The organism is Rhodococcus aetherivorans (assembly GCF_011058165.1).
GTDB lineage: Bacteria > Actinomycetota > Actinomycetes > Mycobacteriales > Mycobacteriaceae > Rhodococcus > Rhodococcus aetherivorans.
In genome coordinates, this window is sequence record NZ_JAALEG010000009.1 from 58,650 (window position 1) to 79,559 (window position 20,910).

General features: G+C 68.6%; 17 protein-coding genes and 1 pseudogene. 7 read left to right on the forward strand and 11 right to left on the reverse strand.

All coding sequences use genetic code 11. The features are described from left to right. Window positions 1-23: 23 nt before the first annotated feature. Together G6039_RS06045 and zapE are read right to left on the reverse strand one after the other, a co-directional pair. Window positions 24-2,594, reverse strand: coding sequence for an AMP-binding protein (locus G6039_RS06045; RefSeq protein ID WP_043797544.1), 2,571 nt, complete (start codon window positions 2,592-2,594; stop codon window positions 24-26). A gap of 9 nt (window positions 2,595-2,603) precedes the next feature. Beyond that, complete coding sequence (gene zapE / locus G6039_RS06050) at window positions 2,604-3,569, reverse strand: cell division protein ZapE (protein WP_006943332.1); 966 nt, start codon at window positions 3,567-3,569, stop codon at window positions 2,604-2,606. Between the two features lie 49 nt (window positions 3,570-3,618). On the opposite strand from zapE, the gene G6039_RS06055 reads away from it, so the two are divergent. Both G6039_RS06055 and G6039_RS06060 read left to right on the forward strand, forming a co-directional pair. Next, window positions 3,619-4,254: a TetR/AcrR family transcriptional regulator gene (locus G6039_RS06055; protein ID WP_006943333.1), complete on the forward strand. Its 636-nt coding sequence runs from the start codon at window positions 3,619-3,621 to the stop codon at window positions 4,252-4,254. 74 nt (window positions 4,255-4,328) lie between these two features. Next, on the forward strand, window positions 4,329-5,108 hold the full coding sequence (locus tag G6039_RS06060) for an IclR family transcriptional regulator domain-containing protein (RefSeq protein WP_043797546.1): 780 nt from the start codon (window positions 4,329-4,331) through the stop codon (window positions 5,106-5,108). Window positions 5,109-5,278: 170 nt separating this feature from the next. Here G6039_RS06060 and shiA read toward each other — a convergent pair whose 3' ends face one another. Next, window positions 5,279-6,643 carry a shikimate transporter gene (shiA, locus tag G6039_RS06065; protein WP_043797548.1) on the reverse strand — a complete coding sequence of 455 codons (1,365 nt, stop codon included), beginning with the start codon at window positions 6,641-6,643 and terminating at the stop codon, window positions 5,279-5,281. A 245-nt stretch (window positions 6,644-6,888) separates the two neighbouring features. Between shiA and ligD the strand changes: the two genes are divergently transcribed. Together ligD and G6039_RS31575 are read left to right on the forward strand one after the other, a co-directional pair. Next, a complete protein-coding gene (gene ligD, locus G6039_RS06070) occupies window positions 6,889-7,866 on the forward strand; it encodes a non-homologous end-joining DNA ligase (RefSeq protein ID WP_043797550.1) in 978 nt (325 codons plus the stop codon). A 9-nt stretch (window positions 7,867-7,875) separates the two neighbouring features. After that, the gene (locus G6039_RS31575; protein WP_478384682.1) at window positions 7,876-8,136 is read left to right on the forward strand and encodes a styrene oxide isomerase; all 261 of its coding nucleotides are present in this window, start codon (window positions 7,876-7,878) and stop codon (window positions 8,134-8,136) included. A gap of 235 nt (window positions 8,137-8,371) precedes the next feature. On the opposite strand, the gene G6039_RS06075 is transcribed toward G6039_RS31575, so the two are convergent. The 3 genes and pseudogenes from G6039_RS06075 to G6039_RS06080 form a co-directional block, all read right to left on the reverse strand. After that, window positions 8,372-9,964, reverse strand: coding sequence for an acyl-CoA synthetase (locus tag G6039_RS06075; protein WP_174824748.1), 1,593 nt, complete (start codon window positions 9,962-9,964; stop codon window positions 8,372-8,374). A gap of 21 nt (window positions 9,965-9,985) precedes the next feature. After that, window positions 9,986-10,390: pseudogene (locus G6039_RS31385) on the reverse strand (SRPBCC family protein); the annotation flags it as partial. A gap of 280 nt (window positions 10,391-10,670) precedes the next feature. Beyond that, a complete protein-coding gene (locus G6039_RS06080) occupies window positions 10,671-13,223 on the reverse strand; it encodes a flavin-containing monooxygenase (protein WP_006943353.1) in 2,553 nt (850 codons plus the stop codon). Window positions 13,224-13,368: 145 nt separating this feature from the next. On the opposite strand from G6039_RS06080, the gene G6039_RS06085 reads away from it, so the two are divergent. Continuing rightward, complete coding sequence (locus G6039_RS06085; protein WP_006943355.1) at window positions 13,369-14,583, forward strand: PucR family transcriptional regulator; 1,215 nt, start codon at window positions 13,369-13,371, stop codon at window positions 14,581-14,583. Between the two features lie 87 nt (window positions 14,584-14,670). Here the strand turns inward: G6039_RS06085 and G6039_RS06090 are convergent, their stop codons facing one another. Beyond that, on the reverse strand, window positions 14,671-15,363 hold the full coding sequence (locus G6039_RS06090; RefSeq protein ID WP_043797553.1) for a MerR family transcriptional regulator: 693 nt from the start codon (window positions 15,361-15,363) through the stop codon (window positions 14,671-14,673). Between the two features lie 113 nt (window positions 15,364-15,476). Here G6039_RS06090 and G6039_RS06095 point away from each other — a divergent pair, with 113 nt between their 5' ends. Further along, window positions 15,477-16,694: an erythromycin esterase family protein gene (locus G6039_RS06095; RefSeq protein WP_043797661.1), complete on the forward strand. Its 1,218-nt coding sequence runs from the start codon at window positions 15,477-15,479 to the stop codon at window positions 16,692-16,694. A gap of 194 nt (window positions 16,695-16,888) precedes the next feature. On the opposite strand, the gene G6039_RS06100 is transcribed toward G6039_RS06095, so the two are convergent. The 4 genes from G6039_RS06100 to G6039_RS06115 all read right to left on the reverse strand — a co-directional run bounded on the left by G6039_RS06100 (window position 16,889) and on the right by G6039_RS06115 (window position 20,493). Beyond that, on the reverse strand, window positions 16,889-17,395 hold the full coding sequence (locus G6039_RS06100) for a COG4315 family predicted lipoprotein (protein WP_043797555.1): 507 nt from the start codon (window positions 17,393-17,395) through the stop codon (window positions 16,889-16,891). Continuing rightward, complete coding sequence (locus tag G6039_RS06105; RefSeq protein ID WP_043797557.1) at window positions 17,395-18,141, reverse strand: flavodoxin family protein; 747 nt, start codon at window positions 18,139-18,141, stop codon at window positions 17,395-17,397. Before G6039_RS06105 ends, G6039_RS06100 begins: the two co-directional genes overlap by 1 nt. Window positions 18,142-18,345: 204 nt before the next feature. After that, window positions 18,346-18,636, reverse strand: coding sequence for a hypothetical protein (locus G6039_RS06110; protein ID WP_043797559.1), 291 nt, complete (start codon window positions 18,634-18,636; stop codon window positions 18,346-18,348). Between the two features lie 441 nt (window positions 18,637-19,077). Continuing rightward, window positions 19,078-20,493 (reverse strand): glycoside hydrolase family 140 protein, encoded by a 1,416-nt coding sequence (locus tag G6039_RS06115; protein WP_043797563.1) that lies wholly within the window; start codon window positions 20,491-20,493, stop codon window positions 19,078-19,080. A 107-nt stretch (window positions 20,494-20,600) separates the two neighbouring features. Between G6039_RS06115 and G6039_RS06120 the strand changes: the two genes are divergently transcribed. Then, window positions 20,601-20,837 (forward strand): hypothetical protein, encoded by a 237-nt coding sequence (locus tag G6039_RS06120; RefSeq protein WP_043797567.1) that lies wholly within the window; start codon window positions 20,601-20,603, stop codon window positions 20,835-20,837. Window positions 20,838-20,910: the final 73 nt, after the last annotated feature.

Here is a 20,910-nt window from a genome sequence, read left to right on the forward strand (position 1 = left end):
CCGGACATCCGCGCCCGTCGGTGCTACCCGCGCGCGTTCTCACGCGCGCGGGTAGCACCACGCCGCGCAAGCATGGTGAGGACGGATACCCGGCCGAAGTGGCCCCACAGCCGGCCGAGCCGCACCCACAGCTGCCAGTACGCCACACCCCCCACGAGCGACGCCGCGAACGCGAGCCACGGGTCGATGTCCCGCAGCAGCGGATAGACCGTGAAGTGGGTCAGGTAGATGTAGAGCGACGAGGCGGCGAGCACCTCGGCCGGCCGCACCAGCAGCGCCGGCCACCAGGTCCGCGGCACCCAGATCAGCAGGAGCAGGCCGCCGATCACGAGAGCGGTGCGGTCGGTTTCGGCATGGAAGAACCCCGGCACCGTCGCCACCGCCAGGACGGACACCACCAGCCGCTGCCACACCGCGGTCGCCCGGGCGGCCGCCCAGCCGAGCGGGAAGAGCCAGAACACCACGTACGACGCCAGGATCTGACTGGTCGGCATGTCCGGCCCGAGCACCTCGTACCGGGTCAGCAGGCCCACGCCCACCAGCGCGAGCGGGAACGCGAACGGGAACCGTCGCTCGTGCCGGTCGAACCACGGCACGGCGAGCAACAGAGCCACCGCGACGAGCGCGTACACCAGCGCCTCGATGAACCAGTACCGCCATTCCTTCGTCCACGCGGGCGGTCCGAGCACCCCGTTGAGCAGGAACACACTCGACCAGCGGTACTCGCCGGTGAGCGCGTGCACCGCGCCGATCCACACGACGGCCGGTGCGGCGATCCGGGCGACGCTGAGCAGGGTAGTGCGCAGCCGCTCGGCGCGGGGCTTGGGCAGTTGGAATCGCGCGTAGTTGTAGCCCGCGGCCGCGAGCAGCACGTGCGCCCCGCCCACGAGGGCGAACAGGTGCAGATGCGAGCCGACGATGAGCACGATCGCCACGGCGCGGATGAGCACGTTGGTCTCGACGATCCGCCAGCCCCACGGCGCCCGGCGCGACGACGGGCTCAGCTCGCGCAGCGGCGTCGTCGGCCAGTCCGCGGGCAGATGCCCGAGCAGCCGCTCGAGCCGCACCGACATGCGCACGTACGACAGCGAGTCGCCACCGAGGTCGACGAACGTGCTGTCGTCGGTGACGTCGTCGCGGCGGAGAACGTCCGCGTACAGCGCCCGCAGCCGCCGGGGGTCCACGGCCCGCGCCTCGGGCGCCGGCTGCGGCGGTTCCGGGGCGGCGCCGAGCGCGGCGACGGCGCGGTAGTCCGGTTTGCCGTTGGGGGTGCGGGGCAGCTCGGCCACGACGCACACCCGCACCGCGGACTCGGGCAGCCCGCTCGCGCGGGCCGCGACCGCCCGCACGGGCGCGGCGTCGGCTCCCTGGACGGCGACGATCAGTTCGTCGTCGCCGCCGGCGCAGCACGCGACGAGCTCGTGGCGCGCGAGGACGGATTCGATGCGCTGCAGGTCGATGCGCAGGCCGAACAGCTTCGCGAAGCGGGAGCGACGGCCCACGATCCGGTACAGCCCGGCGTCGGTGCGGACGGCGAGGTCACCGGTGCGCAGTTCGTCGACGACACGCCCGAGGGCCAGCTCGGACGGGTCGGTGGCATAGCCGAGCATGACGTTGGGCCCGGTGTAGACGAGTTCGCCGGCACCGTCGCCGGCCTCGGGCACGGGGTCGATGCGGAAGGCGCCGCCGGGAACGGGGACGCCGATCGTGCCGGGGTGCTCCGCGGCGAGGTGCGGGGGCAGGTAGGCCATGCGGGCGGTGGCCTCGGTCTGGCCGTACATGACGAAGAACTGCCACCCGTCGCGCCGGCCGAGGTCGACATAGCGGCGGACGCGGTCGGGGTCGAGACGGCCGCCGGCCTGGGTGACGTAGCGCAGGTTCGGCAGGTCCATGTCGGCGAAGCCGACGCGGTCGAGCAGGTCGAAGGTGTACGGCACGCCCGCGAGGGCGCTGACCCGGTGCCGGTGCACGAGGTCCCAGAATCCGGGGTCGGTGACGGACCGGTCGGTGAGCACGGTCCCGGCGCCCCGCAGCAGGTGGCTGTGCAGGACCGACAGGCCGTAGCAGTAGTGCATCGGCAGGGTGGTGATCGCGCGATCGGTGTCGCGGATGTCGAGGTAGTCGGCGATGGCCTCGGCGTTCGCCTGCACATTGCGGTGCGAGAGGCGCACGAGCTTGGGCGAGCCGGTCGAGCCGGACGTACTGAGCAGCAGCGCGAGGTCGGAATGCAGGTCGTGGGTGCCGTCGGCGAGTTCTTCGATCCGGCCGCCGTCGACGACGACGTCGGGCCGGTAGGCCTCGATCGTCGCGGCCAGGGCGTCGGGCCGGTCGCCGGGCACGAGCAGCACGGGATGGCCGGCGGACAGCGCCGCCAGGTAGGCCACGATCGGGTCGACGGCGTTGGCCCCGGCGACCAGGACGAGACGCCGGGTGGTGCCGAGGCGGTCGGCGACGGCGGCGACCCGCTCGGCCAGGTCGCGATAGGTGATCTCGGTGCCGTCGCAGACGAGTGCGGTCCGTTCGCCGTGTTCGGCGAGATGTCGGACGAACGGAACCGTCGGACAGTCGACGAGCTCGGAAGAACGTGGTACCACCGCGGCAGTCTATAAGGTTTGGCTGTCCTGAATCCAGGCTCGGGCGGGTTCGCGGAGCAGTGCGAGGCGGCTGAGCAGCCGGTCGACGTCGGGTTCGGCGGGGACGGACGTCGCGAAGTCGGCGCGCGCGACGGTGGCCGACACCGTGAGCCGGACGTCGGCGTCGCACAGCACGTCGACGACGTTGCCGAAGCGGCGCAGGGCGTCCGCGTCGAGCTCGCGCAGCGGCGGGACACCGGTGACGACCCACTCGCCGTGCTCGCGGAGGACGGCGAGGTAGTCGGCGGGCGCGGTGGGGGCGCGGCACAGGTCGGCGAAGTCGAACCACACGACGTCGCCGCGCACGGCGAGGACGGGTAGTGCGCGGCCCGACGGTCGCAGGGTTCGCCGCTCCCCCGGCTCCGGAACGTCGAGAGCGCCGGGCGGGAGGAACTCACCCGAGGCGAACCCGTCGCCCGGGGTGGCCGTACCGGTGCGGCGACGGTCGATCGGCCCGCCGACCTCGACCACCTCGAGCCGGCGTTCGAGCAGGGCGATGGTGGGCTCGAACAGGTGGTGGAACAGCGGGTTGGGCAACAGGCCCGAGGGCGGGTAGTTGGAGGTGGCGACGAGCGCGACGCCCCGCTCGTGAAGGATGCGTACGGCGCGCGCGACGAGCATGCCGTCGCCGACGTCGTGGACGTGGAACTCGTCGAAGCACAGCACACGGGCGTCGCCGAGCGCGGCGTCGACGGCGTCGTCGATCGAGCCGAGGCGATGCGCCTGCGCATGCAGGCCGGCGAAGAAGCCGTGGAAGTGGTGCCGTCGCGCGGGACCGGGCACGGCCTCGAGGAACCGCTCCATCAGCCACGTCTTGCCGCGACCGACCGGCCCCCACAGGTAGACGCCGCGCGGGGTGGTGCGCTGCGCGGCGAGGTCGCGGTGCAGCCGCCCCAGGGCGGCGGCGCCGGCCCGCTGGTACGGATCCTCGGCCATCCCACCTCCTCTACATTGGTAGAGGACTCTACATATGTAGAGTTCGATCATGGCCAGCAGCCCCGACCGTCGCACCCTGATCGCCGAGACCACCCTCGACCTGATCGCCCGCGACGGACTGCGCGCGCTGACCCACCGGGCCGTCGACCGCGCCCTCGCCCTGCCCGACGGCTCGTGCTCGTACTACTTCCGCACCCGCGGAGCCCTGCTCGACGCCGCCGTGCACCGGCTCGCCGAGCGATCACGCGACGCGTTCGAGCACTCCGGCCTCACCCGCCCGCCGACCCCGGTCGACGTCGACGCCGCCGCGCGAGCGGTCGCGACGACACTCGACCGCGACCTGGCCCACCGCCGCCGGGACCTGCTCGTGCGGTATGCCCTGGCCACCGACCCGGCCATCGGCGCCGAGCAACGCGCCGGCCTTGCAGCCGCCCTGTTCTCCCGCGCCGCCGCGCGCGACCTCGTGGCCGCCTGCGGCGCCGACGACGCCGACTCCGCGGCTGCCGATCTCGTGAGCCTGGCCGAGGGGCTGACCGTGGACCGGCTGCTCGGCGCCCGGTCGCTGGAGGGACTCGCCGCCGGCACCGCCGCGAGCGTCGCGCAATTGGCCCGGCCGATCGCGGTGTACCTCCGCGGCCTCGCCGGGGGCGACGGTACCGGCCGGGCACGAACCATGCGATCGTGATCCGGCACCGGCCTGCCTCCCGGGAGGCCCAGCCGTGGGCAGGCGAAGACACGTCGCGTGCCTAGGATTGGCTCATGCGATCGGCCGCCGGTGAACGGTACTTCCTCGAGTCTCTGGACCGTGGGCTCGCGGTGCTCGAGTGCTTCGACGAACAGCACCGGGAGCGCACTCTCAGCGAGGTGGCCCAGGTGGTGGGGATCACCCGATCGACAACGCGAAGAATCCTGCTGACCCTCGTCGATCGCGGGTTCCTGCGGCAGGAGGGTCGTCGCTTCATGTTGACCCCGCGCGTTCTCCGTTTCGGCTTCTCCTACCTGTCCGGGCTGGCGCTCCCGCAGCTGGCCGAACCGCACCTGGCGAAACTCGCCGCCGAACTCGAGGAAACCGTCTCGGTCACCGTGCTCGACGGATCGGACGCACTCTACGTCGCGCGAGTCCGTTCGCCGCGGATCGTGCGTATCGCGATCTCGGTCGGCATGCGCTTCCCGGCGTACGCGACCTCGCACGGCCGGGTCCTGCTGTCCGGCCTTACCGCCGACGAACTCGACCGCTACCTGGAGACGACGGAACTGCGGGCGTTCACCGAGCAGACCCTCGTAGACCCGGACCGGCTGCGCGCCGAGATCCTGACCACGGCCGAGCGGGGTTGGGCGCTGTCGGAGGACGAACTGGAACTGGGGGTTCGCGGCGTCGCCGTGCCCATCCGGGACCGAACCGGCCGGATCGTCGCCGCGCTCAACTCTTCCCTGCAGAACATCGCGCATTCCGGCGCGGACGTCGAGGCACGAGTGGTCTCCCGATTGCAGGAAGCAGCCCAGCGGATCGGGGCCGATCTCGCGATCAGCGGACCATGAGCCGTGCGCGGTGCCGGCGGCTCCCCTTCCATGCTCGGCCGCACCCGGCCCGGCGAGGCGGATCAACCGATCCGTGCAGCATTTCGTGATCGAGAAGCCATTACGCGTAGGAGATTTCGAGCGCCCACGCCCCTGGCCCCGTCCGTCGCCGCCTCCGGTCGATCCGCGTCTCAGGGTGCGGTCGCGACAGTCGATGTCCGCGACGCCCGGGCGGCCCGGCCGGCGTCACCGTGGTCGTGTCCGAGCCGCCAGGCGATGATCCCGGAGATCACGCATCCGCCGGCGAGATAGACCGCCACCAGGTGCCACGACCCGCCGGAGACGGTGACCAGGGCCGCCGCGATGAAGGGGGTAAACCCACCCCCGACCGCGCTGGCCACCTGGTAGCCCACCCCGGCGCCGCTGTAGCGGTACTCGGCGCCGAACATCTCGGTGAACAGCGGCTGCTGCACGCTGACCACCATGTCGTGGGCGATGTTGACCAACAGCACCGCGAAGATGACGGTTCCGATCATCGAGCCGCCCTCGAGCATCGCGAAGAACGGGAACGCACAGACGGCGCCGAGTGCGGAACCGAGCATGTACACCCGGCGACGCCCGTACCGGTCGGACAGCCACGCGAACAACGGGATGGTCACCATTCCGAGGGCACCGACGAGCAGGCCGACGTTGAGCATGAAACTGCGTTCCATGCCGAGTTCGTTGGTGGAATAGCTGAGCGCGAACGTCGTGACGATGTACATCGAGAACAGCTCGACGAAGCGCAGACCGATGATCTGCAGAAAAGCCTTGGGATGCTTGGTCAGTGCTTCCACGAGGGGGATGCGCTTGCGGCTCTGCTCGCCGAGCTCCGCTTCGAGCCTCTCGACCTTCTCGGTGAACTCCTGACTCTCCTCCACGCTGGAGCGTACCCACAGGCCGAAGGCGACGAGCACGATGCTGGCGACGAACGGAACACGCCACCCCCATTGGGTGAAAGCCTCGTCGGTCGTGACGCTGCTCATCAGCATGACGAATCCGGTGGCGAGGATCAGGCCGACGGAGTAGCCGACCTGTACGCCGCTGCTGTAGAGAGCCTTCTTCTTCGGTGGCGCGCTCTCCACCGCCATCAACGCGGCACCACCCCATTCACCGCCGACGGCGAATCCTTGCACAGCCCGCAGCGTGACGAGCAGGACCGGCGCCCACCACCCGATCGACGCGAAGCTCGGCAGCAGGCCGATCAGGGCAGTGGCGCTTCCCATGATCACGATGGTGAGCACCAGCATCCGTTTGCGACCGAGGCGGTCACCGAAGTGACCGAAGACCACCCCACCGAGCGGCCGGAAGAGGAATCCGACGCCGAAAGTCGCGAACGCGGCGAGCGTGCCGATGGCCGGGCTGACGTTGGGGAAGAACTCCTTGTTGAAGACGAGCGCGGCCACCAGGCCGTAGAGGATGAAGTCGTACCAGTCGATGACGGCGCCGACGAAGCTGCCGAAGGCTGCGCGCCGAGCCCGAGACTCGTCTGGGCCGGCGAGGTGCCGCTCGTTCATACCCGATCCTCGATCCGTGTGTTCGTAATGCGAACGCATGTCCGCTGAGTGGATATATGTGACGGTAGACACTCCGCAGGAGTTTCGTCAAGACGAGCGACAGGTGTCGCCACCGGCACGAAAACTGCGGCAATGCACCGGCGCCACCGGACGGCAGCGGAATACACGCGTTTAATTCATTCCGGTACAGGGTGATCCGAACAGTTGCCCTGCAGCCGGGCACGGCACACCGGATAATTCGACCCATGCCCGCCTCCCGCTCCGCGGTGCCCGCCCCGATGCTGGCCATGCCCGGCCGGCCGCCGATCGGCACCGGCTGGGCGGTGGAGATGAAGTGGGACGGCGCCCGCACGGTGGCGGTGTGCGACGGCGAGCGATGCCGGCTCTACAGCCGCAACAGCAAGGACGTCTCGGGGGTCTACCCGGAATTGACGCTCGCGCTGTCGGCGGTGTCCCGGGGCCGGCCGATGGTCGTCGACGGGGAGATCGTCGCTCCCGATCCGCGGTCCGGGGCGCCGGTGTTCGCCCGGCTGCAGAGCCGCATCCACGTGGCGAAACCGACGGCGGCCCTGATCCGGACCATCCCCGTGGAGTTCTACGCATTCGACCTGCTCGCGCTCGACGGCGCGCCGACGACCCGGCTGCCGTACCTCGAACGTCGCCGTCGGCTGGTCGACCTGTCGATGTCCGGCCCCCTGGTCCGCACGCCGCCGCACTGGGTCGGCACCGACACGAAGATCCTCCTCGACCTTGCCCGCGATCACGGTCTCGAAGGCATCGTCTGCAAGCGGACCGATTCCGTCTACCAACCGGGACGCCGCTCGCCGGCATGGATCAAGACCGCCCTACGCAAGAGCACCGAAGCCGTGATCGCGGGATGGTTGCCGGGCACCGGCGTGCACCGCGCGACGTTCGGCTCCCTCGTCCTCGGCGCCCACGACGACGACGGCCGTCTCGTCCACATCGGCAACCTCGGCACCGGCTTCACCACCGCCGGCCGGCGCGCCCTGTGGGAGCGGCTCGACGAACTCGAGCGGCCCAGCGATCCGTTCGACGTGATACCTCCGGCGCCCGTCGTCCGGGCCGCCCGATGGGCCGAGCCGGTGCTGGTCGGGGACGTCGAGTATCGCGAGTTCACCGGCGACAGTCTGCGCCACCCGAGTTGGAAGGGACTGCGGCCGGACAAGGAGCCGGACGAGATACTGGTTCCTCCACTGCCGTAGCACGGCCCCATCCAGATCTTCTCAACGCTGATCGCGGGGCTGATTCTGTGGGCCGAGCTCCTCGGAGGATGGGAAGGCCGCCCCGGCAAGATCGTCGAGTTCGACGTGCCGGGAACCGATGAGGGGTGGGCGCGCACACATACCGGACCTGCGCTCAACGGCATGATGGTGATCGCCGTCGCGTCGGTCATGCCCCACACCGGTTTGCCTATCAAGACGGCAAGACGTCTCGGATGGATCGTCGTTGCCGACGGTTTGGACCAGCTCTGATACCTGATATCCGCTCCCGCCCCGTGCGTTCGCCAGAGCAGGTCACAGGAGATGTGGGCACCACCCGAACTGGGTGAGGCCCACATCTCCTGTACCGAGGCGACGACCTTGTAGTTGTTCGTCTCGAACTCGACCACCGTTCAGCGCGACGAAGTCCATCGGCACCGCGGACCGCGCGCGCCCCCCGTGATCAGGGCGACCTCCCCGTCGAGTCGGAATTCGTCCCTGTCGGCCATTACCGGCTCATCTCCTTCGAGAGGTGGTCGTAACGTTCCCGGAGCTGGCGCTTGAGGATCTTGCCGCTGGGGTTCTTCGGCAGGGCGTCGGTGACCACGACGTACTTCGGCTGCTTGTATCCGGCGAGCTTGTCGCGCGCGTGAGCCTTGATGTCGTCCTCGGTGAGATCCACACCGCTCCTCGGGACGACCACGGCGGTCACCGCCTCGATCCAATACGGATGGCTCACCCCGAACACCGCGACCTCGGCGACCCCGTCCAGCAGGTACAGGGCCTCCTCTACCTCCCGCGACGCGACGTTCTCGCCGCCGGTCTTGATCATGTCCTTCTTGCGGTCGACGATCGTGAGGTAGCCGTCCTCGTCGATGACGCCCAGATCACCGGAGTGGAACCACCCACCGGCGAAGGACTCCGCGGTCTTGGCGGGATCGTTGTAGTAGCCCAGCGTCAGATGCGGGGAGCGGTGCACGATCTCGCCCACCTCGCCCGGCGGGAGGGGCTGGCCGGCGTCGTCGACGATCCGGGTCTCCACGTTGAGGGCGGGCCGGCCGGCGCTGCCGGCACGCGTCAGTTGGTCCTCGGGGGCGAGGATCGTGGCGATCGGGGACATCTCGGTTTGGCCGTAGAAGTTCCACAGGCGTACCTGCGGTAGCCGTGTGGTGAGCTCACGCAACACCTCTGCCGGCATCGGTGCGGCGCCGTAGTAGCCCTTGTGCAAGGAGGACAGGTCGTAGTCGTCGAAGTGGGGGTGGCCGAGTAGCGAGATCCACACGGTGGGTGGGCAGAACAGCTTGGTGACCCGTTCCCGCTGGATGGTCTCGAGGATCTGGGTGGGGTCGGGGCCGCGCAGGATGATGCTGGTGGCGCCCAGGTAGACGTCCACCGAGAAGAAGCAGTCCATCTGTGCGCAGTGATACATCGGTAGCGCGTGTACCTCGACGTCGTCGTGGCTCATGCCGCCGTCGATCGCGCACGAGGCGTACTGGCTGATCAGTGCGCGGGAGGAGAGCAGGACGCCCTTCGGGCGGGACTCGGTACCCGAGGTGTACATGATGCGTACCGGATCGTCGTCGGCGACGGCCACGTCGGGAAGGATGGGCACCTCGCCTGCCTCCCAATCGGCGACCGACTCCCAGCCCGCACCGGTTTCGGCGCCGTGGGGGCCGATGATCGCCGACAGCTTCAGATCCGGAGCGGCTGCAGCGATGGCGTCATCGGCGACCGCAGAGAACTCGTCGTCGACGATCACTCCGTTTGCCCCGGAATGACCCAGGATGAACGCGATTTCCTCGGCGTTGAGCATGAAGTTGATCGGCACGAGCACCACGCCGATGCGTGCCGCACCGAACGCCAGGGCACCGAACTGCCAGGAGTTGCGGGCGATCAAGGCGAGCCGGTCGCCCTTGGCGAGTCCGTGGGCGTGGAGGACACCGGCGAACCGGGTGACGACCCGGTCGAACTCGGCGAAGGTGAACCGTCGGTCACCGTCGACCACGGCGGTCTTGTCCGGATATCGCTGCGCCGAGCGGTGCAGCAGGTCCGACACCGAGTGGCGACGGGCCCGGGCGACGACATTCCGATCGGCGAACATCGTGCGCAGGCTGCGGATGCCGCTGCCGAAGACCCCGTCCGCGAAGACACCGACCAGGGTGTCGACCTCGGCCGGGTCGGCCTCGAAGTCCGCCCACCATTCCACGAAGGCGCCTTCGGGTTCGCCGATGGGGCTCACACGCACGGTGGCCCGGTAGTTCCGGGCACCGAACGGATTGTCGCCGGCGAACTCGTAAGACAACTGGCGGCGGCGGTCGTCGAGGTCGAGCAGGCGCTCGTCGAGGGTGGCGCCCCCGTCGGCGAGGGCGAGTCGACGCACTACACCGATCTGTGTGGTGGCGCCGTCGATCAGCTCACTGTGCGCCACCGGGGGCAGGAAGCTGTCGACGCGGCCGAAGTCTTTGACAACGGACCAGACCTGGTCGGCCGAGGCGTCGATGACGCCGCTGGAATATGCGCGTGGCATGGTGAACTCCTCGGGTAGTGGCCCTGAGAGGCCGGGGACTCGCTGCTGAAGGCAAGCCGGGAACGGCCGAGTGCTCCGCCGTACACCCCTGGTGCGGTGTAGGTGTCGTTCTCAGCACTCGCGAAGGTCGAGATGGCCGACCGCTGCAACTCGACGGGTCTGCGGCGGAGACCGCGTTCGGTCCGGGCCAGGCCGTCGGGTCGGCGGTCGAGTGTCACGTCGGCGGGCGTGTCACCACGCTCGCCGACGTGCGGTCACCCGACCGACACTGCTGCGCCGGTTACCGGACGGATACCGGTTCGGCGGTGACCGTGTCGGCGACGAATTGTGCTGTCAGGGCGTACATCTCGGGCGCGGCCGACACGATGGCGTCCATGTTGAAGACCCCGTGGATCATGCCCTCGAACCGGTGAAGCTCGACTCGAACTCCCGCGTCCTGCAGTGCCCGCGCGTAGTCCTCGGCCTCGTCGCGCGTCGGATCGAGTTCCATGCTGAAGATGAGCGCGGGAGGAAGATCGCGCAGATTCTCGGCACGAAGGGGTGCGACGGTCTCGGTGACCTCGGCGCCGTTGAGATAGGCACCCCACATGGTGTCCACCGCCTTGACCGAGAGGAACGGCCCGTCGGCGAACTCGACTCGGGACTGCGTGGACGCCTCGGGGTCGGTCGGCGGATAGACCAGGACCTGCCCAGCCAGCTTCAGACCGGCATCACGGGCACGCAGCGCCGTCGATGCCGCAAGGTTGCCGCCGGCGCTCTCCCCCATGATCACGATCTTGTCCGCGTCGCCACCGTAGCCGGCGATATTCTCCTGCACCCACCGAACCGCCTCGAATGCGTCGTCGTGCGCGGCGGGGAAAGGATGCTCCGGCGCCAACCGGTAGTCGACCGAGACGACGATGGCGTCGGTGGCCCGGGCGATCTGGCGGCACGGATTGTCGACGACGTCGAGCGAGCCGGCGACCCAGCCGCCACCGTGCAGAAATACGATGACGGGACGCGTTCCCTCCGTCTGTGTGCTCGGAACATACAGGCGCACAGCAGGATCGACGATGTCGTCTACCTGCATGTCCGGGCCGGGCACCTGCATCCCGACGAGCTGCTCCACCATCGCCCGCGTCTCCTCGACGGTGCAGTCTTCGAGCGGCTTGTATCCGGGGCGGTGGATGGCACTCAGGGCGGTCACGACCTCGGGGTCGAGTTTGGCCATCGGCGGGACCGCGGTCTCGACACCGTCGATCGCGAACCCGGCGTAACCGCGCTCGGCCACCTGGGCACAGATGGCTCGGTACACGGGAGCGCCGGCAGCGAAGATGTACGTTCCGCGCGTCTTGCCGACGACATTGGCCCCCATGTACCACGAACTCTCCGACTGCGGGATCAGAGTCTGATTGAGGATTCCCTCGGCGAAATCACCCCAGCGAGACTCGGCCTCTGCGGTCGGCTCGATCGTGGTCGCACCCGTGGTACGCAGGTGACCGATCGCTCGGCTGATCCATTCCACGTGATCCTCGATGGCGAGCGCGTTGTTGTACAGCGCGACAGCGCTTTGCGGTCCGGTGACGGTGAACAGATTCGGGAAGCCGGCGGTCTGGATCCCGAGGTAGGTGCCCGGCACACCGCTCCACTTCTCGTCGAGGGTCAGCCCGTCGCGGCCGACGATCCCCATCTCGAGCAGCGGCCGAGTGAACACGTCGAAGCCGGTTGCCATGACGAGCACGTCGATCTCGTACTCGGCTGCGGTGGTCTTCAGGGCGTGCTCGGTGACACGTTCGATCGGAGTACTGCGCACGTCGACCAGGGTCACGTTGTCGCGGTTGTAGGTCTCGTAGTAGTTCGTCTCGAACGGGGCCCGCTTGGTGGCGTACGGGTGATCGGTGGGGCAGAGCATCTCCGCGATCTTCGGATCCGTCACGCGTTCCCGGATGCGATCGCGCAGATAGTCGGCGATGGTGTCGTTGGATTCCCTGTTGTAGAGAAGGTCACCGTACGTCGAGACCACCATCCGGAAGCCGCCGCTTCCGTAGTGCTCGTCGTAGACCTTCTTGCGCTCCTCCGGCGAATCGGCGAGGGCCGAAGGGCGGGGAGCGTCGTACGGTGCGCCGAGGAAGTGATCGCGCGCCCCGGCGCGCACCTGCTTGTGGTTCTCGGCCAGCCATCGGCGCGCCTCGGGATCGAGCTTCTCGTTCCCCAGCGGCGATGCGAACTGCGCGGTGCGCTGGAAGACCGTCAGATGTGCGGCGTGCTTCGCAAGTTCCGGGATGAGCTGGATTCCGGTGGCACCGGTTCCGATGATCCCGACGCGCTTGCCGCTGAAGTCGACCGGCTCGTGCGGCCACGAGCTCGTCTGCAGAACCTCACCCTTGAAGTCTTCGATCCCGGGGAACTCCGGCTTCTTCGGGATCGATACGTTGCCGGTTCCGCAGACGACGTACCGGGCAGTGCACGTGCGTCCGTCGTCGGTGCCGACGGTCCAGTACTGCCCCTCGTCGTTCCACACCATCGAGGTCACCCGAGTGTTGAATTGGAACGAGCGCTTCAGGTCGAGACGGTCCGCCACCCACTCGAGGTAGTTCAGAATCTCCGGCTGTGCGGCGTACTTCTCCGTCCACTGCCACTCGCGCTGGATCTCCTCGGAGAACGAGTACGAGTAGTAGACCGAGTCGAAATCGCACCGTGCCCCCGGATAGCGGTTCCACCACCACGTGCCGCCCGGCCCGCCGCCGGCGTCGAACGCCTGCACCTCCAGACCGAGTTCGTTACGCAGCTTGTGAACAGCGTACAAGCCGGCGAACCCGGCTCCGACGATCACTACATCCTTGTCGGTCTTCATACTCGACCACTCCTCGTGAAATTCCAGTTCGGACCTTCTGAGCAGTGAGCGTAGTCACACCACGATTGCGCCTTCTATGGTGAAATGCGCAGACTTGCGCACAAGCTTTGACCATTTGGCGCATACGATCAGCAGAGGTGACAGCATGTCGGGTGACGATCAGGTCGCGACGTACGTCCACGACGTCGCGGTAGCCCTGCTTCCGGAACTGCCGGACCTCGGCTCGGGTACGGCTGCATACATCTTCGAACGCGTCCCCGAGTTCGCGCGGCAGGAAGTGTCCGAGGTCGCGCTCGCCGCCTGCCAGGCCAACAGTGCTGCGCTTCTCGACGCGCTGATGCGGGGGATCACCATCGATGCAATGGCGCCCTCCGAGGAAGTCATCCGGACGACCCGAGACCTGGCGAAGGCGATCAGCCTCGACACGCTGGTCAGTGGCTACCAGGTCGGAATCGCGTACTGGTGCAGCCGATGGACCCGTGCGGTCGAGCGGTACTGCGACCGGGCCGGCGTGCCCGTGGCACTACGGGTCACGGACTACGGGACGACGTTTCTGTTGTCCTGGCTCCAAATGATCACCAACAGGTTGAGTGTTGCGTATCGCGATGAGGCCGAGCGACTCTCGCGCGAATGGTCGATGGCGCGAACCGAAGAAGCGCGGCGGATTCTCGCGTCGGACGACGTGGACATCACCACCGCCAGCCGCCGCCTCGGCTACGATCTCACGCGACATCATGTGGCTCTGGTGGTTGTTCGTGACGGCAGCAATCAGGCACCATTGGAGGCCACGGCCCGCGAGCTCGCCGGCACCATCTCGGGCTCGCGACCACTGACCCTGCTTGTGGACAGCGACACGCTGTGGTGTTGGATCCCCACGAACACCGAGGCGCGGGCGACGCCGGTGAGAGAAGGAGTGACCTGTGGACAGGGGCGACCCGGCCGCGGACTCGACGGGTTCCGGCTCAGCCATCGCCAGGCACTCGAAGCAGTCCGGGTAGCACGCCTGGCAGGCCGCGGATTCCCGGCCGTCACGCACTTCTCGGACATCGAGCTCACCGCGCTCTGCAGTCATGAACCCGCAGCACTGAGCCAGTTCGTCACCTCGGTGCTCGGTGCGCTGGCGGACCCCTCGCCGCACAATCGGTTGCTCCGCGAAACGCTACGTAGCTTCTACGCCGAGAACTGCAATTACCGCGCGACTGCGGCCCGACTTCTGCTACACCACAACACGATCCGCTATCGTTTGGCCAAGGCCGAGGAGGCATTGGGGCGTGGGATACTCGACAGGCGCCTCGAGACCGAGATTGCCTTGCACCTGGAGGCACAGCTTGGTACGCACACGAATGATGCCGATGAGTAGGTCGTCAACGTCCATCTCGTCATCTCGGCGGCACCTCGAGCGGCGCTCCTCAGCAAGACCATCACAATGATCGAGGTTCGATGCAGTTCAGTCATCGAGCATGGTGAGGTAGGTATCGAGCTGGGCCGCGCCGGCGAGAAGGTTGCGGCTGCGCGTGGTCAGCCGATCCTGCCAGGAGCCTAGGAAGGCGGCCAACGCGTCCGCCCCGCCCGCCGTGCGCAGCGACTCGAGGAACCGGGCGACCTGGGACAGCGGGTAGCCGCCCTGGCGCAGTTGCCGTGCGATCTCGGCGTCGCGCACGCAGTCCGGTCCGTATTGGCGATAGCCCGTTGCCCGGTCGCGGTCGGGGCGCAGGATGCCCTGGGTCTCCCAGGTGCGCAGCGTGGCCGGGTGCACGCCGAGTCGGCGGGCGAGTTCGCCCACAGTCAGCGGTCCACCGCGGACAGCAGTCGGTGCCGTGGCGGACAGGGCGCCCAGGGCCGTTGCGACCTCGGTGCGGGTGCCGCGTTCGGCGAGCAGCGCGACGTGCGCGGCGTCGATCAGCCGGTAGGCGGACTCGGTGTCGCCGCGGTTGACTGAACGCATGATGCCTGTTGCCTGCCGGTGCCCGTGGCCGCCGCGCAACGCGAGGAAGGCGCGTAGAGCCTGCGCGTGCAGGGGCGTGTAGCGCCGGTAGCCGGTCTCGCTGCGCTCGGTCGGCGGGAGGATGCCCGCGTCGTCGTAGTTGCGGATCGCCTGTGCGGACAACTTGTGTTCCCGGGCGAGGTCGATGGGTCGCAACGTGCACCTCCGATTGAGGCTTCTACCTCCGGATTCCTGGTCGGAATCGCAGAAGTTTCACCTGATTCTTCAACGATATCGTCGAGGGCAGTTCCTTCCGACAAGGGGTGTTCATGTCTACTGCCGCAGCACTGCGTGGAATCGGCCGCCAACTCGACGACCCGGCGAGCCTGGGCCGCGCCCTCGACGAACTGCTCGCCACGCGGCCCGAGCCGCCGACCCTGCTCGCCCTCGGCGAGCCGACCCACGGGATCGAGGCGTTCCCGTTTCTGCGCAACGAACTCCTCGGTCACCTCGTCGAACGGGGGTACCGGTCGATCGTGCTGGAGACCGATGTCTTCGCCGCGTCCGTCGTCGACGACTACGTGGCCGGGGGAACGGCGGAGATCGACACGGTGCTCGCGACCGGGTTCAGCCACGGGTTCGGCGCGGTGCCGGGCAACCGCGAACTCGTCGAATGGCTCCGCGCGCACAATGCCGGCCGCGCGGAGCAGGATCGGGTTCGCTTCCACGGCTTCGACGCGCCGTTGGAGTTCTCCGGGGCGCCGAGCCCGCGACGCGCACTGTCCTCGGCCAACGACTACCTGCCCGCGGCGCTGCGGCCCGCATCGGTCCGCGACCTCGACGCGCTGCTCGGCGAGGACGCGGACTGGACGAACCAGGCGGCCATGTTCGACCCGGCAGCGTCCGTCGGCGACTCCGATCGCGCTCGCGCCCTGCGCATTGTCGCCGACGACCTCGCCAGCGCCCTGCGCCGCGCGGCACCCGGCCTGCGCTCCGCCGACCCGACCGGCTACGACCACGCCGTCGCGCACGCGCGCACCGCCCAGGGCCTGCTGCGCTATCACGCCGCCATGGCCAGTCCCGCACCCGATCGCATCGCGACCTTGCTCAGCCTGCGCGCCGAGATGATGGCCGAGAACCTGCTCGCGATCGTTGCCCAGGAGCAGCGACGCGGGCCGAGTCTGGTGTTCGCGCACAACGTTCACCTCCAGCGTGCGCAGTCCCACATGCCGGTCGGCGAGAGCGAGGTGAGCTGGGGGAGCGCCGGCGCGCTCGTCGGGCTCACCCTCGGCGAGCGCTATGTGTTCCTGGCCACCGACGCCAACCCCGACAGCGATCCGGGCACCCTCCAGGGCGTGTTGGCCGAGGCGACCACCCGCCGCGCCCTGTTCCCGGCACCGGCCCTGCGCGCCGCGCTTGCCCCGTCGATGGGCACGGGCGAACCGATCGTGCCCGGCCACATCCCGCTGGGCCCGGCAGACCTGGACGGCGCCGACGCGGTCATCTTCGTCGCCGACACCGACGGAAGACGGCATCAGTACTGGTAGCCGCACTCGACGCGCAGGCCAAGGTCCGCGGAAGCCCCTCACCGAACGAGGACCGTCGCTCGAAATAGGCTGCACAACAAGGAATCTGGTGCGCAGACCGATATAGCGGGTTCGAATGGTGCGCACCCGTCACTCCTGGTACCCGCTCACGTTCGCCCGGGCGACGGTAGAACACCACCGGACGGTCACCCCGGTCACGGGAGTGGCACGCCGACCTCGTCTATCGCCAGCCACAGGCCGCCGAACTCCTCGACCTTGTGGCACAGCACCTGTCCGGGCTCCTCGTCGGCATAGAAGTACAGCGGGTGCCCGGCGTAGGTGACCTGAGCGGTCCCGTCGGAGCGCGACGTGGTGCCCAGCAGCCCCTGGTCGGCGTCACCGGCCGCGACGGGAGCACCGACGGTGAGCACCGGCGGCCACGCCACGGCACAGTCCCCGTAGCAGTCGGGGACCGTGCCTGCCTCCCGGTCGAAGATGTAGATCGCCTGGTCCCTCCGGTCGAAGAGCATTTCACCGATGGGACCGTTCGCCGTGGTGATCACCGTCGGCTCGCCGGCCGTGGTCACCGCAGGTTCCGACGCCGGGACGACATCGTAGGAGCTCTCGCCCGTCGCCCCACAGCCGGTGGCGACGAGCACCACGAGCGGGAGGAGCGCGCACCACACGGCCCCCGGCCCCCGCTCGCCGATCTGTGCCGGCATCACCGATGCTCGGGGTTCTCGAACGACGGATGACACCCGGCGTCCCACAGCGATCGCTGGTTGCCACCCACCGGAAAGCCGCCGGCCCGCACGAGCAGTGCGGCGGTGTGCATGAGGTTGTAGGTCATGAACGTGGTGTTGCGATTGGTGAAGTCGTTCTCCGGGCCGCCCGACCCCGGATCGAGGTACGAGGGACCCGGGCCGGCCTCCCCGATCCAGCCGGCGTCGGCCTGCGGCGGGATCACGTATCCGAGGTGCTGGAGGCTGTAGAGGATGTTCATCGCGCAGTGCTTGACGCCGTCCTCGTTGCCGGTGATCAGGCAACCGCCCGCGCGGCCGTAGTACGCGTACTGGCCGTGCTCGTTGAGCAGCGAGGAACAGCCGTAGAGACGTTCGACGACCTTCTTGGTGACCGACGAATTGTCACCCAGCCAGATGGGCCCGGCGATGACGAGGATGTGCGCGGCGAGGATCCGGTCGAACAACTGCGGCCATTCGTCGCTCGGCCATCCGTGCTCCGTCATGTCGGGGTACACGCCCGTCGCGATGTCGTGGTCGACGGCCCGGATCTGGTCCACCTTGACACCTTCGCGTTCCATCAACGCCACACTGCGATCGATCAACCCCTGCGTGTTGCTGGTCTCGGGCGATCGTTTGAGCGTGCAGTTGACGAACATGGCACGCAGTCCCTCGAACTGCGGCGGTCCGCCCGCGCCCTGCGACTCCTCGAACACCGGTTCGGCCATGGGTCCTCCCATACGAGATCCGCACGCCTACGATAGGCCGCGACGACACCCCGCGGAGGCGGTTCCGTGTCTCCTCTGCTGCCGGAGACCTACGGTAACGTTCGGAACATCGTTGCCCGGGGAAGGGATCGGCACCCGTGACCGACGAACTCGCGCAGCGAGGACGCGTCGTGAGCGTGCGACTCGAACCCGCGGGACCGAGCGTCAGGCCGCCTGTGCGACCTCGGCTCGGACGTCCGTGGCCACCGGGACCGACTTCTGCTTCTCCGGCTGCGTGACCGTGGAGCGCGAGGGCGCACCGCAGTTCCCCGTGGCCCGGCACAGCAGGTGCGTGGCCGCGCAGAACGCCCCGCCGAGTGCCGCCCAGAGGAGCGAACCGAACATCCACATCCCCACCACGGCTACGGCCAGCACCAGCACGCCGTCCAGCACGAAAGCCACCACGGGGTGCGCGACCAGAGGCTCGTCGTTGCCGCCCTGTCGTTCCGTCTCCATCCGCCCGTCTCCTTTCCTGCCGACTCCGTATCCGATACCCAGCCCGGACGGAATTCACACCCTCGGTGCACGAACAGGGGACGAGAGGAGCACCGCGACGATCCGGATACGCGTTCGACTGGCGAAATCGTTTTGTGATGCGATACAAATGAGTGCATAATGTGAGAGCGATCACACTGTGGTACGGCAGGGGGTACATCAGTGGTCCATACATGCGAGGGTCGGCACCGGTTACGGACCGATATCGACGACGACGCCGGCGAGTCCTACTCGCGTCTCCGGCACACGTCCGGCACGGCGGCAGGTGCGTGCATGGTGGCGGCAGCCATGGCGGTCGCCGTCACCGGTTCGGTGCTTCTCGGGCTGGCAGTCGCAGCGTCCGTCCTGGTGGCCGTAGCCATCGCCGCCATCATGATCTGACGCGCGGACCCGGCTCCCCGTTCACGCCTCGACCACCAGGAGCCAATCCCGGTCGCCGTCGACGTTCGTCCCCGGGGTGGCCACGTTTCCGTCCCGATCGATCTCCGCCGGCAGCGAAGGCGCGGCGGCATCGGCGGGATCGATCCAGCCGAGTGTCGCTCCCGGCGGAATCAGTGCACGCTCGAGCCGGATCGTGCGCTGCGTCGGCACATAGACGACGGCGAGCGAGCCGTCCGGGGTGCGTGCAGCGGTGACGTAGTCGTCGTCCAGGACGTCCACCATCTCGTCGTCCGTCGATCGGGTGCCTCGCCCGTCGAGCACGAACGGCTCGTCGACGTCCGGCACCAACTGCCACCAGGCCCACGAGGCCCACAGATCACGAATGGCCTCGAGCTGTGTGACGGCGGGTGTGTCGAGGCGCGATTCCCAGCCGTCTCGGAACTCCCAGTCGTCGGAGCCACGAAACTCCCCCGGTGATCCGGAGGTCAACGCCCACAGAGCCTGGCGCCGAAGGGTCTCGTCGGTTGTCGGCGCCGTGTCGGGCTGGTTGTTCTCGCCCTCGTAGTTTCCCTCCGAGAAGACGGCGGGGCGCGGGTCCCTGGCGCCCGCCGGTCGCTGGTAACCGTCCAGCACTGCCTTGTACGTCGGCAGATATGTGTAGACGAAGTTCCAGTCCGCCAACGGTTCCCAGAAGGGGTTGTCCGTCGAGAGCGATTTCTGGGGTCCCAGCTGTATCGAGAACGGCCTGTCCGAGCCGGCCGCCCTGATCCCTTCGAGCATGCCGCGCAACACGTGGTCGGAGTCGGAACCGGCAGCGGGATCGTCTGTCTCGGGAGAATAGTCGCCGCCGGTCATCCAGACGATGTTCGGAAACCGAGCGTATCGCTGGGCGAACATCCGGCCGTGGACGGCGGCCTGTTCGGCAGTCGCCGATGCGAACACGTCGGAAATGTTCCACCCGTCCATCGGGTAGAGGAACAGCGTGTTCCCGTGCCGGCAGGCGATCCGCAGGTACTCGTCGACACGCGCCCAGTACCGCTCGTTCCACGCCGTGATGTCACCGTCGACGAACGGTCGGATGCCGTCGAAGGTCGCTCCCTCCTCGCTCGGCCCGCCGTTGTCGGGGACGGCGACCGCAGAGATTATCGATGCGTTGAACCCGTGGGCCTCACGATTCGCGAAGTACGATTCGGCCTGCTCGGGCGACCAGTCCGCCAGGCCGGACCACGGCGAGTCTCCGCGAATCAGGATCGGATCGCCATGCTGATCTTCGAAGTAGCGGCCGTCACGACCGACAGCGGAGATGTAGCGATGGCCGGCGCTCTCGGTGACGTCGCACGCTGCGGCCGCCGGGACGGTCGCGGGCGGCGACGGCCGAACCTGCGGCCCGCCGCCATCCGAACAACTCGTCAGGCAGAGCAGGACCAGGAGGGACAGGCCGGCGGTTCCGCCTCGAAGGTCCCCGGTTCCGGCTTACCGTGAGCGTGCGGCCGAATGCTCGCGCCCGGACCGTCGCCGGCCGCACAGCACGGGGAGGGAGCACGATGAACGATCTCCTCCGGCAGGTCGCCGAACTGCGCACGGATCTGCAGGCCCTGGACCGGCGCGTGCGCTCCCTCGCCGAGGCGTTCGACCTGGTGGATCCGGTACCGGACGACGACGCCGCCGAGGCGAACCTGCGGGAGGTCATCGACGGCCTCACCGACGCCCACCTGGATCTGAGCACCGCGGACAAGCATCTCGAGACCGTCGCGTCGCACGCGGCCCGGCTCGGCGCCTGACCGCGTCGGCCGTCGCCGGGGGCCTTGCCGCGGTAGGCTCGGCCTCGCCACTGTTCGACCAGGACGGCCGGAT

Coding starts and splice junctions, on each gene's coding strand:
- ligD (WP_043797550.1), top strand. CDS start 6,889: ATGCCCGCCTCCCGCTCCGCGGTGCCCGCCCCGATGCTGGCCATGCCC.
- G6039_RS06105 (WP_043797557.1), bottom strand. CDS start 18,141: ATGGCCGAACCGGTGTTCGAGGAGTCGCAGGGCGCGGGCGGACCGCCG.
- G6039_RS06120 (WP_043797567.1), top strand. CDS start 20,601: ATGAACGATCTCCTCCGGCAGGTCGCCGAACTGCGCACGGATCTGCAG.
- G6039_RS06110 (WP_043797559.1), bottom strand. CDS start 18,636: ATGGAGACGGAACGACAGGGCGGCAACGACGAGCCTCTGGTCGCGCAC.
- shiA (WP_043797548.1), bottom strand. CDS start 6,643: ATGAACGAGCGGCACCTCGCCGGCCCAGACGAGTCTCGGGCTCGGCGC.
- zapE (WP_006943332.1), bottom strand. CDS start 3,569: ATGGCCGAGGATCCGTACCAGCGGGCCGGCGCCGCCGCCCTGGGGCGG.
- G6039_RS06095 (WP_043797661.1), top strand. CDS start 15,477: ATGTCTACTGCCGCAGCACTGCGTGGAATCGGCCGCCAACTCGACGAC.
- G6039_RS06080 (WP_006943353.1), bottom strand. CDS start 13,223: ATGAAGACCGACAAGGATGTAGTGATCGTCGGAGCCGGGTTCGCCGGC.
- G6039_RS06085 (WP_006943355.1), top strand. CDS start 13,369: ATGTCGGGTGACGATCAGGTCGCGACGTACGTCCACGACGTCGCGGTA.
- G6039_RS06075 (WP_174824748.1), bottom strand. CDS start 9,964: ATGTTCGCCGATCGGAATGTCGTCGCCCGGGCCCGTCGCCACTCGGTG.
- G6039_RS06100 (WP_043797555.1), bottom strand. CDS start 17,395: ATGCCGGCACAGATCGGCGAGCGGGGGCCGGGGGCCGTGTGGTGCGCG.
- G6039_RS06055 (WP_006943333.1), top strand. CDS start 3,619: ATGGCCAGCAGCCCCGACCGTCGCACCCTGATCGCCGAGACCACCCTC.
- G6039_RS06060 (WP_043797546.1), top strand. CDS start 4,329: ATGCGATCGGCCGCCGGTGAACGGTACTTCCTCGAGTCTCTGGACCGT.